Raw genomic sequence first — 13,195 nt, 5'->3', positions numbered from 1 at the left:
CGACGCGCCGTTCCTACTCGTCGGCCAGTTCTTCGACCAGCGTCTCTAAACTGTAACTCTCTAGTGGATTGTCCGTGTCGCGGAGCGACGAGATGACGAACGTCGAGTTCGTGCGCTCGACGCCGTCGATGGCCTCGAAGTCGCTGATGAGGCGCTCGACCGCGTCGCTGTCGGGGAGGCGCGCGACGAGGATGAAGTCGGTCTCGCCCATGGCGAAGTACGCCTGCGTGACGCCCTCGACGGCGAGCAGTTTCTCGCCGAACTCCTCGTAGGAGTCGCTGTAATCGGCGAACACCTCCACGACGACGGTGACGCCCAGACCCGCCTTTTCGAGGTCGATGTCGTAGAGGTCGTTCTCGATGACGCCCTCCTCGCGCAGGTTGTTCAGTCGGTAGTGGATGGTCGAGACCGGAATGTCGGTCTCTTCGCCCAGTTTTTCGGGGCTGCCGGTCCCGAGGTCGGCGATGGCCTTCAGGATGGTTACGTCGCGCTCGTCCATTTTCCTCCACGTTACGTCGCCGACTACTTAACCTCGGGTCTGTCGGCGCGAGCGGTCCGACGACGACGTTCCCATAGAGCCGGCTTGAGTCGAGCAACGAGTGAATATTGATGAAGAATTCGGGACTAGGAACTGTTTTCGACTCTAATTCGATTTCAGGACAATCTGTTGTAGAAGCGTTTAAGGCCCGCGACCTATGACGGTTGAAACAGAATCATGATTTCGGACGATATTGGAAGCAGTATCTCACTACCTTCCGTGATGTTCGTATTACTCGCTACGTTCTGGGGCGGTTCGTTCGTCGCCATCGAAATCGGGCTTCACTACTTCCCGCCGCTGGTGTTCGCCGGACTCCGGTACGCGGTGGCCGGTGCGGTCATCTTGGGCTACGCCGCGGTGGCGACCGACCGCTGGCGACCCCGCGAGCGCGGCGAGTACCTCGCTGTCGCCGTCGTCGGCGTGTTCGTCATCGCGGGCTACCACGGTCTGCTCTACCTCGGCGAACAGCGCATCTCGGGCGCAATCGCGGCGGTCGTGGTCAGTCTCTCGCCGGTCCTGACCGCCGGATTCGCGGCGGTCCTGCTGGACGAGCGCCTGACCATTCCGAAGGGAGTCGGGTTCGCGCTCGGCATCACCGGCGTGGCAATCGTCGCGGGCCTCAACCCCGCGAACGCGCTCTCGACGAGCGTCTTCGGCGTCGGACTCGTCCTCGTCGGCATCGCGTGCTTCGCGCTCGGCGCGGTCCTGACCCGGCCTCTCCGGACCGACCTGCCGGTGGCGACGATGGAGGGGTGGGCGATGCTCGGCGGTTCGGGCCTGCTGTTCGCCGCGGGGGCGCTCCGCGGCGAGTCGCTGGCGGCGGTTCGGCTAACCCCGACCTCGCTGGCGTCGTTTGCCTACCTGACGCTCCTCTCGGGCGTCGTGGCCTACCTGCTCTACTTCCACCTGCTGGACGAAATCGGCCCGACTCGACTCAACCTCGTCGGCTATCTCGAACCCGTCGTGGCGACGCTGGCGAGTTGGGCGGTGCTGGGCGAGTTGGTCGGTCCCACCACGTTCGTCGGCTTCGCCGCCATCTTCGCCGGGTTCGCGGTCCTGAACCGGCACGTCGTCCGGCGGGCGGCGGTTTCGGTGCGGCGTTCGCTCGCGCGCGGCGAGCAGTCGGACGCGTCGCCGGACGCCGACGGCGAACGTGGGAACGCGTGGTCTAGCCCCACGGGACCCGCCGACGACTGACTACCGCCTCTCGTTCGGCGAGTCCATCTCGCTGTAGACCGAAGTCCGCCGCTCTCGGTCAGAATCCGCTGAACTTGTCGCGCCGGTAGATGTCGAGTTCGCTGACGGTCGAGTTCTCCTGTTCGGCCGCGAACGCGATGGCCTCCGCGACCTCCTCGGGTTCGGTCACTTCGCCCTCGCCGAACCGCTCGGCGAACGACTCGCCGTAGGCCGACCCGAACTCGGTCCGGACCTCCGAGGGATTGACCACGGTGACGGCCACGCCCTCCTCTCCGACGTTGGCCTCGACGCTGTGGGCGAACCCGCGGACCCACCACTTCGACGCGGCGTAGACGGGGTTGAACGGCCGGGGGTACTGTCCGGCGAAACTCCCGACGAAGACGAGATTGCCCTCGGTCTCCTTGAGGTGCGGAATCGCGGCCCGCGTCGCGTAGAACACCCCGTCCACGTTGGTCTCCATCATCGTCTCGTATTCCTCGGTCCCCATGTCCTCGACCGACTCGCCGCGGGCCAGTCCGGCGTTGTTGACCAGTACGTCGAGACCGCCGAACGCGTCGACGGTCGTCTCGACCATCCCCTCGACCGAGTCCTCGTCGCGGACGTTGGTCTGGACGACGAGCGTCTCGGCGTCCCACTCGGACTCTATCGTCTGGGCGACGTCGTCCAGCGCCTTCGGGCGGCGGGCCGCCAGCGCGACCCGAGCGCCGTCGCGTGCCAGCGCGTGGGCCGTCGCCTCGCCGATACCCGAACTCGCGCCCGTAACCAGTGCCGTCCTGCCGTCGAGCGGGTCGTCTGCCATGGGTGCGGATGGGTCGGCGACCGAGTTGGTTCTTTCGCCGGTCAGGCAGTGTCCTCGACGAGGAACGACCTAAGTTCCTCCAGATAGCGGTCGGGTCGGTCCTGTACGACCCAGTGGTTCGCGTCGTCGAGTCCGACGACTTCGGCCGATTCGATATCGTCGGCGAGGCGTTCCGCGGTCTCGATAGGCTGGAACTGGTCGTCTGCGCCCCACAGCAGGAGCGCCTCGGCCGTGACCTCGTTCGGGTCGATTTCGGTGGTGTGGTTGGTGTTCGTCGCGGCCGCACTCCGGACGAGCGAGACCAGTCCCTCCTCGGAGTTCCAGGGTGCCTTCATCCCCTCGACGAACTCCTCCTCGGGGTCTTCGGCCGTCAGACTCTCCCGGAACATGTCGTCGAGCGTCTGCTGAACTTCCTCGACGGTGTTCTCTTTCGCGGTGGACGGGAGGCCGATGTCCACGATGGGTTCGACGGGCCACGAGTCGTAGGCGACCGCGTTCGACAGCGCGAGTCGGTCCACGGCGTCGGGCCGGTGGACCGCATACCGGAGTGCGACGCCGCCGCCCAAGTCGTGGCCGACGAACGAGACGGTGTCCGCGCCCAGACCGTCGAGGAGGTCGGCGACCGCCGCCTCCTGAGCGCGTATCGACCGGTCGAACTCGTCGCGCATCGAGGACTGGCCGTACCCCACCATGTCGGGGACGACGACGCGGCGGTCGTCGGCCAGCGCGGTCGCAACGTCCCGCCAGAGGAACGACGAAGTGGGGATGCCGTGCAGGAGCACCACCGGGTTGTCCGACGCCGTCGAATCGCCGTCGCCGCCCGCGTCGTAGTACGCCATTTCGAGGTCGTGTCCGTCTACAGTCACCTCGTGCGAGTCGAGTTCGGCGGTCCACTCCTCGTAATCGACCATGATACGAAACTGGCACCGGAGTGCAATAGGTACTTTTCCCGCTCGCTGATAGGACTCCCGTCGGGTGACGGAACTGCGGCCCAGACTCCCGGAGGACGGACTTGCGAGCGCGTGACGGCGACCCGACTGTTTCGAAGCCGGTCGCCGTGAGGCGGTGGGACCGAGCGGGCGCGTCGAATGAAATTACCGCTACCCCGGTATTTAGGAGGCGGAGCGCGAAGTGTGCGGTATGCTCGCACTTCGAGGAGGGACCGTCGTGGACGCCGACGGGACCAGAGAGGCGGACGTGGCGGTCGAAGGCGGACGAATCGTATCGGTCGGCGACGCGCCCGACGACCCCGACGAGGAGATAGACGCGACCGGGCGATTCGTCGCGCCGGGACTCGTGGACGCCCACGTCCACCTGATGATGGACGGGCGAGCGGACCCGGGCGAAATCAGCGGCGACAGCGAATCGACGTTAGCCTACCGGGCGGCGGCCAATCTCCGGGACGCGCTCGACGCGGGCGTCACGACCGTTCGCGACCTCGGCGCGTCGGGGTCGCTCGCGCTCGACGCCCGCGACGCGGTCGAGGCGGGCGTCCTCGACGGACCGCGCGTCGTCGCGTGCGGCGAGAACGTCGTGATGACCGGCGGGCACGGCCACTGGTTCGGCCGCGAGGCCGACGGCGTGCCCGAGGTCAAGAAGGCGGTCCGCGAGCAACTCAAGCGCGGCGCGGACGTGGTCAAGTGCATGGCGACCGGCGGCGTCCTGACCGAGGGCGCGCTCACAGGCATGCCGGAACTCGACGAGGCGGAACTCGAAACCGTCGTGGAGACCGCCGGGGCCAAGCAGGTGCCGACCGCGGCCCACGCCCACGGGACCGAAGGCATCAAGAACGCGGTCCGGGCCGGCATCTCCAGCGTCGAACACGGGACGTTCATGGACCGGGAGGCGGCCGAACTGATGGCCGACCGTGGGACCTACTGGGTGCCGACCGCGAAGGCGCTCTACGGCATCGTCGAGGCGGGAACCGAGGCCGGGATTCCGGAGTTTGCGGTCGAGAAGGCCGAGGAGGCCAAGGAGGCGTGGGCCGACGCCTTCGAGTACGCGCTCGACGCCGGGGTGCCGATAGCGATGGGGACCGACGCCGGAACGCCGTTCAACTACCTCGCGGACGCCCCCGAGGAGTTGGAGTTGATGGTCGAACACGGTCTCTCGGAGCGACAGGCCTTGGAGGCCGCGACGGTCAACGCCGCCGACCTGCTCGGTCTCGACGACGTGGGAACGGTCGCGGAGGGCGCTCGCGCCGACCTCGTGGTGTTGGACGAGAATCCGCTGGACGACGTGACCGCGTGGCAATCGCCAACGCGAGTCGTGAGTCGTGGAACCACAGTCCGGTGACAAGCCTACGTCAAAAGGTCTTTTATACCGGGCAATGGAGGATTAAGGTACATGAGACGGCTGCTGGCTGTCGGCCTCGTAGTCGTGCTACTCGTCGGGACGGTGCCCGTAGCGCCGGTTCTGGGCGTCCTCCCCGCGCGTGACGCGACGGCACCCCCGACGACGCCCTCCACGGAGACCTCCGACGAAACCCCGCGAACCTTCTCTGAGACACCTCGTACGCCGGATAACACCGCAGCGACGGCGGACGAATCTCCGGCGAGGCTCTCGGCCACCCCGAAGACACTCGGCGTCGCCGAGAACTTCGACACCGTCGAGTTCCACATCACGGTTCACGAGAACGGAACCGCCGAGTGGACGTTCACCTACCAGCGCACGCTGAACAACGAGAGCGAGCGCCAGCAGTTCGAACAGTTCGCCGACGAGTTCAACAACAACTCGACGGAGTTGTACACGAACTTCAAGCGACAGGCGCGGCAGTTGGCCAGCGCCGGGCAGAACGCGACCGGCCGCGCGATGAAGGCCCAGCACTTCGACAAACGGGCGTACGTCGGCGGCCTCGTGAACAACAACCGCGGCATCGTCAAGATGTCGTTCCAGTGGACGAGTTTCGCGACCGCAGAGGGCGAGACGGTCATCATCGGCGACGTGTTCGAGGGCGGTCTCTACATCGGCCCGAACCAGTCGCTGGTCGTCCACACCGGGACCGGACTCCAGTTCACGTCCGCTCAACCCGCGAAGTCGGCCCAGCCGTCGGGCGACTCGCTGTCGACCAGCGAGTCGGTCACGTGGCAGGGCGAACACAACTTCATCGACCAGCGCCCGCGCGTCAAGTTCGAACCGGTGAAGGGCACGACCACGACGACCGAGGAGACGACCAACGCCGGCGGTGCCAACAACGCGACCGTCACGACTAATCCGGCCGGGCAACCGCCGTCGAGCGGCGACGGCTGGTCGCTGCTGATGATGTTCATCGGTGCCGTCGTCGTCCTCCTCGGTCTCGCGGCCGCCTTCGCCTACCGACAGGGTGACTTCGGGTCGTTCGCCAACGGGACGGACGACCCCGACGGCGGCGACGACGGCGGGACGGCCGCGACCGCGGGCAACGGCGGAACGACACCCTCCGAACCGTCGGTCAGCGACGAGGAACTGCTGACCGACGAGGCCCGCGTGAAGAAACTGCTGGACGACAACGGCGGCCGGATGAAGCAGGTCAACATCGTGGAGGAGACCGGATGGTCGAAGTCGAAGGTCAGCATGCTCCTCTCGGAGATGGAGGAGGACGGCGACATCAGTAAGCTTCGGGTCGGCCGGGAGAACATCATCAGCCTCGAAGGTCACGAACCCGACGCCGCGGGGTCGCCGCTCGAAGGCGAGTAATCGTTCACGTCCGTTCATTTTGATCGGTGGTCGAGTCTGTTCGGAGAGCGACGGCTGGAAAGCCGCGGTTTCGCTCGCGTGAACTGTTTTCGATTAGTTCGCTGATATGGGGAACCGGGGCACAGCGGCGTGAAAACGCAACTGTTAAACATTCAGTGCCATTACGAAAGAATGCAGACGCGCTCCGTTGGTGTAGTCCGGCCAATCATCTTGCCCTCTCACGGCAAGGACCAGGGTTCAAATCCCTGACGGAGCACTCCCATCCTTCTCCCGTCATGCAGTTTTCGTCCGTGAACAACGGTGAAACCAACGCATGTTCACGGGCAATTACCTTCGATGGACCGGTCGAACCCGCCGCCGTCTTGCGATTAGCGATATAGCGGCGGCAAGCACCTTAGATGTACTGAACCCCACGCCGTCTGGCGATTGGGTGAAATCGACGGGCAAGCACCTGGGTTCCCCGCGAGGTGGCAGGCAATGAAGAACGCCGACGAGGCAACGACCCCTCTAGAGGGGATTACAGTCGTCCCCGAACCCTCCGCGGAACTCCTCAACGAACGCCAACAGATCGACTACCGCAACCAGCGCGAGCAGTGCCTCGAATGGCTGCTCGTATTCGGGAAAGACCCCAAGAAGGCCGAGGGTTACGCACGCACTACCGTCAAGAACCGCGCCCACCGAATGGACCAGTTCTACCGGTGGGTGTGGGACCAAGACGGGTATACGACGAACGTCACGCACGACCACGCCGACGCGTACCTGACCTGGCTCGCCAAGCAGGACCACAGCAACGCCCACAAGGACAACTGCCGGAAGGCGCTGCTGATGCTGTACAAGTGGCGCGAACACGAACACGGGTTAGACGAGTGGGACCCGGAGCTGTCCTTCAGTACCGGCCACAAGACGACCACGCCGCGCGACTACCTGACACGTGAGGAACGCGGCCAGATTCGGGAAGCCGCGCTCGAATACGGAAGCGTCCCGTCGTACAAGGGCCTCGATTCCGAGGAGCGCGACCGGTGGAAGGCTTACCTCGCCCAGCGCTTCGAGAAGCCGAAATCCGAAGTGACGCCGGAGGACTGGGACGAGGCGAACGGCTGGAAGATCCCGAGCCTCGTCTCGGTGAGTCTCGACGCAGGACTGCGTCCCATCGAAGTGGAGCGTGCCGTGACGGGCTGGGTCGATATCGAGAACGCCGTGTTGCGCATCCCGAAGGAGCAGTCCTCGAAGAACACCGGCCACTGGATCGTCGGTCTTCAGGACCGGACGGCCGAGACGCTCGACCGCTGGCTTGAGCAGCGCGAGAACGACCCGACGTACGACGACACTGACAAGCTCTGGCTGACTCGGTTCGGCAACACCTACGGGTCAGCTTCACTGCGAAAGGTCCTTCGCCGGCTCTGCGATCAGGCCGACATCCCATACGAAAACCGGCAGATGAGTTGGTACTCTATACGTCATTCCACTGGTACTTACATGACCAGGGAGGAAGACCTCGCTGCAGCTCAAGCTCAACTCCGACATAAAAGCCCTGAAACAACTATGAAGTACGACCAAGCGCCCGTAGAGGACCGTCAGAACGCCCTAGACCGGATGGGCTGAGAAACGGACGCCGAGCAGGCCCGGTCAGATTTCTTCGGACAGTATTTTCTGAGCGAGGTCGGCGCGGTCCTCCTGAGTGTCGTCGATGACCGCGTCGATGTGCGTAGGAGGAGTCTCTGCTGCGGGGGCCGATGTCTCGTTTTGGGTCTTCCGAGCGGGTTCCTGTGGCGTGTCCTCCCGAGTCGGTTGCTGTGTCTCGTCCGCGTACGGGTTGAACTCCGGGTCTTCTACTGCCCGTCGTGCGGTCTCGTTCACTTTTTCGAGCGTGTGGCGGCGACTCTCGATGGTGGACTCGCCGTAGGTTTTCTTCGTGGTCTCGATGTGCTCGTGGCGGAGCTGGTCGCGGGCCTGTGAGACGCCTTCCGTCTCTTCGATGGATTGCCCGAGGTTGTGTCGGAGGCTGTACCACACGATGTTGCGGTGCTCGTGGTCGATACCCGCCTCGTCGCAGAGCCGCCGGAGCAGGTAGCAGAGGTTCTTCGAACTGTACGGGTTCCCGTCGCGGTTGAGCCAGAGGCGATTCGTCCCGTCGTACTTCTCGTAGTGACGGCGCTCCTGCAACCACTTGCCCATCAGTTCGCCGGTTTCATCCGTGAGCGGGAGTTCCGTCGTCGGCCGGTCCTTCCCGGCGTCCTCCTTCGTGATTTTGAGGATGTTCCGCTTCGCGTCGTACCAGTCCGTACGCGCCCGCTCGACCTCAACCGGGATGATCCCCGTTTCCAGGGCCACGGCGATGAGCGAAGCAACTTTGTTGCTGGTGTCCGCGCGCTCCCAGTCTTTCCTCGTGACTTCGGCTTTCGGTTTCCCAAGTCGCTGCGCGACGAGGCTATCGATCTTGTCGCGCTCCTCCTCGGACGTCTCGTAGTACGACGGCAGCGACCCGTACTCCTTCGCCGCTTGGAGAACCTGCCAGCGCTCTTCGAAATTTAGTTTGTCGGCGTGTTCGTGCTCACCGTCAGTGAAGTTGATCCGCGGCCGCCATTTCTCTGCCCCGTACTGGTCGTGCTTCCACGCGAAGTACTTCTGGAGCGCATCAGCGAACTTCCGCTTGCTCGTCTCCGAGTACGGATCGCCACTCTGGGTACGGATTTCGTCGCGGTCCAACCACTTGACGATCAGATCCGCCTGGTCGTGCGTGAGTTCCGTCTTGTCCGATGGGTCAAAGCGGTCGATGACGAACCTGAAGACTTGGTCAACACGTGCGTGGTAGTTCTCCGACAGCGACGATGACAGCGGCTGTCGTCGATTCGGGTTCTTCCCCTTCGTCAGCATCCAGTTGTAGAACTCGTCGAGATCGCTCTGTACTCTGCTCGCGTCATCACCGAGCGACTCCGCAAGCGCGTCCGTGATCGATTTTGGTTGGTGGTCTGGCATCGAAGCACACCGGGAAATGGACCGGTTACCTAAATACCCTCGTAATCAACCACTTTCGGTGCTTCCATCGAATGTATCCTTCCCCGGATAATCGCCCTATCCAGGGTCTGTAAGTTCTGTTTGGGGAATACGGTAACCGATCCTACGCCACTACCGGTCTCTACAATGGAATGTTTGTAATCCCGTGAAGTGATCCGTTTCCCGGAAGGAGATACCCTCGTCTGGCCGTTAACGAAATATCGATACCGGCCTAAAAGTGATACTAGAAAACCACATCTCCTTCTGGCGGTACCGATAGCGGGCTATCTGGCGGAATCCCATCAGGAATTGCCGGGAATATTGTGACAGCAGAGACTGCCTGAAACGACCGTCGAAACAATGCCCTCGACAAACAATCGCCCTCCAAAAATCCCATCGTCGATGTCATGTACACGGCTAAGTACGTACTCAGGTACATACACAGGTACCTCAGTACCCACTGGCGAACACCAATGAGTAGGCAGATATGTACTCGTCTCAGTATGTACGAACTGGTATGCGGAACTACGGAAGACGATAGATTAGATCTAACGGAGGTTCCGTCATTCCACTCGACTTTGGCAACCGCTTCTCAGGAGATTCGCGTAGATTAGCCAGCAGCAGGGCTAAGAAACCGAGAATTTAGTCATTAAATAGCGAATACAGCATCTCAAGATTATCCGTATCCGAGTAGTCCGTAGTCCTGTAGGATTTCGCCAGTCGTAACGTAGCATCACGTTGTTTCCGAATCTGTTCCTCAGACACATTCGGAGGCTCGTACTCGTCACCGCGTAATTCAGCGACCAACTCCTCGGCCTCCGGTTCGGGAACGAACACGTCGAGTGCCATCGCTAGCAGGTCTTCATCTGCGTCTTCGTAGCCAGCGAGTGCATCAGCCAACATCAGCAACGACTCCAGTTTCGTCTCTCCCTGCGTCGTCACTCCGGTCTCTTCGTCCGTAATCACGAACCAGTCGTCTTCTCGCTCAATCGTAATCGTCGGCATGATTTTCTCAACAGCGAGGAGTGGTAAGTGTCTCCGGGTACGGATAGAGTGCACCACCCTATCACTCTGTGGCAGGGGTTTATTCGTGTTAGGTGAATTCCTCCTTTATGAACGAACTGAGAGCGAATATCTCGTTCGACAGGTTCGCCGATATGCCGGAGTTCTACGGATCGGGTGCTGCGAAGTACCGCCTGGCGATGGTGAAAGAACGAGACGACTTCCTCGACCTGTTCGAAGGCGCTCGTCACGTGGATGCGGTGACGTACGCGGAGACGCCCGAGCTGATGGTGAAGATGCTGACCGAGTACGACATCGGGTCGCTGGACGTACTCATCGGGAACGCCGAAGACTACGCAGACCAAGTGAGCGAAGTCTCGACGGCCAGGTCTCTCGTCCGACTTCGGCAAGACGACCGGCTCACCGTTCGACTGAAGAATCGGAAGACCGTCCACTCGAAGATCTACCGGATCGTCATGCCGGACGACACGGTGAAGCTCGTACAGGGGTCGGCGAACCTCTCGCGGAACTCGTGGGAGTACCACACGAACCAAATCTCGGTCTTCACGACTGAGGTCGGGACTGAGCTGGACGAGGAGTTCGAGCGGTTCATCGACGAGTACCGCGAGGGGTACAGCGACCAGACGCTCCTCGAAGGGCTCGTCGAAGCGCTGGAGGAAGCCGATTCGCCGGAGGAGCGGGAGAACCGCATCGAGTACTGGGTCGGTGCGGGCGACCTCGACGTGAGCGACACGGCCGCACTGAATCAAGACGCCGTCGAGGACCTGAAAGACGTCGCCGACCAGGTCACCGCCGTCGTCGACGACCCCGAGGAGGCTGACGAGACGGTCGCGTTCGTCGAAGAACCCGAGAACGCCGACCGCAACGTCGTCGAACCGGACGCTCAGACAGGTGAGAAAGAGTCTGGCGAGGACGAGAACAGTGACGAGTCGCCGGATGTCGGCCTCGTGGAGTCGGATCACGAAACGGGGTTGACGGATACGCTCGACCGGCCACGGGTTCGCGCCCCCGACGAGAAGATCCGGATGGGAACCAGCAAGGTGGACAAGGATACCGCAGACGAGTTCGGAGCCGGTCTCCGTGACCGCGGTGCGACCGTCGAAGATCACAGCATCACCGCGCCGCTGAGCGCGTACAACAACCAGGTCAAGGAATCGACGGCCATCCCGACGATGTCCGTCCTTCCGGAGGCCGAGCAGGTCGTGATCGGCGAAGACGACGAGATGATTCTCGTCGCCACCGACGAGCCGACGCCCGAAGTCCTGGATCACTGCCTCGAAACCATCGAGCACTACATCGAGACCGTCGAGAACCACGGCCACACGCAGTCCGAGACCGCAGTAATGGCGCAGATGTACGAGGCGTTCCTCTACGGGTTCTGGGCTCCGTTCGCCAACCAGTACGCTGAAGCCCTCTCGTCACCGTCGCGGACGCTGGATAACGTCCTCCAACATCTCTACATCGAAGGAAAGAGCGACGCAGGGAAGGACAAGCTCACCGAGTACATTCTTCGCCTCGTCTCCGACAACACGGTCATCTCCGGTGTCGACGCGGACGAGGTCGGTGTCAAGGAGGTCCGTGGCGTCCGCGAGTGGGACACGTGCTTCCCGTACGCAATCATCGACGCGGAGAAAGAGAAGATTCAACGGTGGAGCCCGATTCGGAACTACTGGGGCGACTGGACGCCGACCAGCGTCGATCAGCCGTGCCTCATCTTCACGACGAACGACGCGCTTCCGAAATCCGAGTTCCGGAACCGGATGAAAATCCTGAGCATGGACGTCTCCTTCCCCTCCAACCCGGAGGACCCGGGCTTCCGCGAAGCGCAAGAAGACCTTTCGGACGTGCTGGAACGGCAGAACCCGATCTTCAGTTACGTGGCCCGCCGGATGCTCACCGAGCGACCGTGGACTGACGGGAACGGCACTATCGAAGACGTCCGCCGCATCGTCCGCGAGTTCTACGACGAAGCTGGTCGAGAGCAACCCGAGTACTTCCCCGCTGACGAGCCGGCCGAGAAGACGTACGACACGGGGCGGCTGAAGTGGCAGCGCGACATTCAGGGCGGTCGCGTCACGTTCGAGCCGGAACCGAATGCCATCACGGCTGACTTCGACCGCGAAGAGTACGAGGTGTACGACTACGAGAAGCGTCTCCCCAAGCGCTTCATGTCCGAGAAGTCGTCCACGAGCGTCTACATCGGTGCACCCGAGGAGTTCGCCGAGTGGATCGGGTACTCCGTCGACGAACTCCTGAACGGGACAGCAGAAACCGGCACAGATACCGAGCAGTCAGCTAAGATGGAAGACGCGTCTGATACAGACAACTCCGGTGGATTCCTTTCTCGGCTGTTCGGCTAGTCTTCTCAGTCTACTGTATGACTTTCGTGGAATACTACTGTACAGCAACGCATCAACATATAGAAGTCTGTGAGCTCGTCTGATCGGGGGCGTGAGTGAGCACGACTGCATCGAGGTCTACAATCGGGGTTGCCTCTGGGATTTGCAAGTACGGAACTTCACCCTCAGCTCCCGGCTTATCACCACAATCGATGAGAACGCGTGACTCCGAAGTGCTCGAAATGAAATTCGCCCAGACAGCTTGTTGTCCGCAGTCGTGACACTCGGCCTCATCCCGAGCATTAGTGGATTTGGAGGCGGAGGTCAGTTCACCCTGTTCTCGACAATGGAATGTTTGTAATCCGGTGAAGCGACCCAGGTACATCGGAAAGAACTAATCGTGATGAACTCGCCAACGGATCGCCGATCCAGAAACACATCCTTGACTGCATAGAACCGCGGTCACTGTCGGTAGGCCGACGTGAGCCTATCCGGAACTAACGCGTGTGTTGATACCACCGAGACCGTCCTGAGGACCGACAGCCGGAGCATCATCGTCGACAAAGAGACAGCCCTTCAAAATCCCAGTGTCGAGGTCATGTACACGGCAATGTACGTACTCATGTACAT

At 62.3% G+C, this 13,195-nt stretch carries 10 protein-coding genes and 1 tRNA gene; 6 read left to right on the top strand and 5 right to left on the bottom strand.

Annotation, left to right across the window (positions count from 1 at the left end; all coding sequences use genetic code 11):
* Nucleotides 1-13: 13 nt before the first annotated feature.
* Nucleotides 14-499, bottom strand: coding sequence for an Lrp/AsnC family transcriptional regulator (locus tag M0R89_RS15660; RefSeq protein ID WP_248650012.1), 486 nt, complete (start codon nucleotides 497-499; stop codon nucleotides 14-16).
* A 261-nt stretch (nucleotides 500-760) separates the two neighbouring features.
* Here M0R89_RS15660 and M0R89_RS15655 point away from each other — a divergent pair, with 261 nt between their 5' ends.
* Entirely contained in the window at nucleotides 761-1,735 is a 975-nt protein-coding gene (locus tag M0R89_RS15655; protein WP_248650011.1) for a DMT family transporter, read from the top strand.
* Nucleotides 1,736-1,793: 58 nt separating this feature from the next.
* On the opposite strand, the gene M0R89_RS15650 is transcribed toward M0R89_RS15655, so the two are convergent.
* Both M0R89_RS15650 and M0R89_RS15645 read right to left on the bottom strand, forming a co-directional pair.
* A complete protein-coding gene (locus M0R89_RS15650; RefSeq protein ID WP_248650010.1) occupies nucleotides 1,794-2,534 on the bottom strand; it encodes an SDR family oxidoreductase in 741 nt (246 codons plus the stop codon).
* Between the two features lie 41 nt (nucleotides 2,535-2,575).
* The gene (locus tag M0R89_RS15645) at nucleotides 2,576-3,445 is read right to left on the bottom strand and encodes an alpha/beta fold hydrolase (protein ID WP_248650009.1); all 870 of its coding nucleotides are present in this window, start codon (nucleotides 3,443-3,445) and stop codon (nucleotides 2,576-2,578) included.
* A 229-nt stretch (nucleotides 3,446-3,674) separates the two neighbouring features.
* Between M0R89_RS15645 and M0R89_RS15640 the strand changes: the two genes are divergently transcribed.
* The 4 genes from M0R89_RS15640 (at nucleotide 3,675) to M0R89_RS15625 (ending at nucleotide 7,811) form a co-directional block, all read left to right on the top strand.
* On the top strand, nucleotides 3,675-4,829 hold the full coding sequence (locus M0R89_RS15640) for a metal-dependent hydrolase family protein (RefSeq protein ID WP_248650008.1): 1,155 nt from the start codon (nucleotides 3,675-3,677) through the stop codon (nucleotides 4,827-4,829).
* A 51-nt stretch (nucleotides 4,830-4,880) separates the two neighbouring features.
* Nucleotides 4,881-6,209 (top strand): helix-turn-helix transcriptional regulator, encoded by a 1,329-nt coding sequence (locus tag M0R89_RS15635; RefSeq protein WP_248650007.1) that lies wholly within the window; start codon nucleotides 4,881-4,883, stop codon nucleotides 6,207-6,209.
* Between the two features lie 181 nt (nucleotides 6,210-6,390).
* Nucleotides 6,391-6,465, top strand: a tRNA-Glu gene (locus M0R89_RS15630).
* A gap of 221 nt (nucleotides 6,466-6,686) precedes the next feature.
* A complete protein-coding gene (locus M0R89_RS15625) occupies nucleotides 6,687-7,811 on the top strand; it encodes a tyrosine-type recombinase/integrase (RefSeq protein WP_248650006.1) in 1,125 nt (374 codons plus the stop codon).
* Nucleotides 7,812-7,835: 24 nt separating this feature from the next.
* On the opposite strand, the gene M0R89_RS15620 is transcribed toward M0R89_RS15625, so the two are convergent.
* A complete protein-coding gene (locus M0R89_RS15620) occupies nucleotides 7,836-9,185 on the bottom strand; it encodes a tyrosine-type recombinase/integrase (protein ID WP_248650005.1) in 1,350 nt (449 codons plus the stop codon).
* Between the two features lie 660 nt (nucleotides 9,186-9,845).
* The gene (locus M0R89_RS15615; RefSeq protein ID WP_248650004.1) at nucleotides 9,846-10,208 is read right to left on the bottom strand and encodes a type II toxin-antitoxin system HicB family antitoxin; all 363 of its coding nucleotides are present in this window, start codon (nucleotides 10,206-10,208) and stop codon (nucleotides 9,846-9,848) included.
* Nucleotides 10,209-10,315: 107 nt separating this feature from the next.
* Between M0R89_RS15615 and M0R89_RS15610 the strand changes: the two genes are divergently transcribed.
* Nucleotides 10,316-12,586 (top strand): Aq_aa27 family P-loop NTPase, encoded by a 2,271-nt coding sequence (locus M0R89_RS15610; protein WP_248650003.1) that lies wholly within the window; start codon nucleotides 10,316-10,318, stop codon nucleotides 12,584-12,586.
* Nucleotides 12,587-13,195 lie beyond the last annotated feature (609 nt).

The organism is Halorussus limi (genome assembly GCF_023238205.1).
GTDB lineage: Archaea > Halobacteriota > Halobacteria > Halobacteriales > Haladaptataceae > Halorussus > Halorussus limi.
This window is presented reverse-complemented; position numbering and strand designations above follow the sequence as displayed.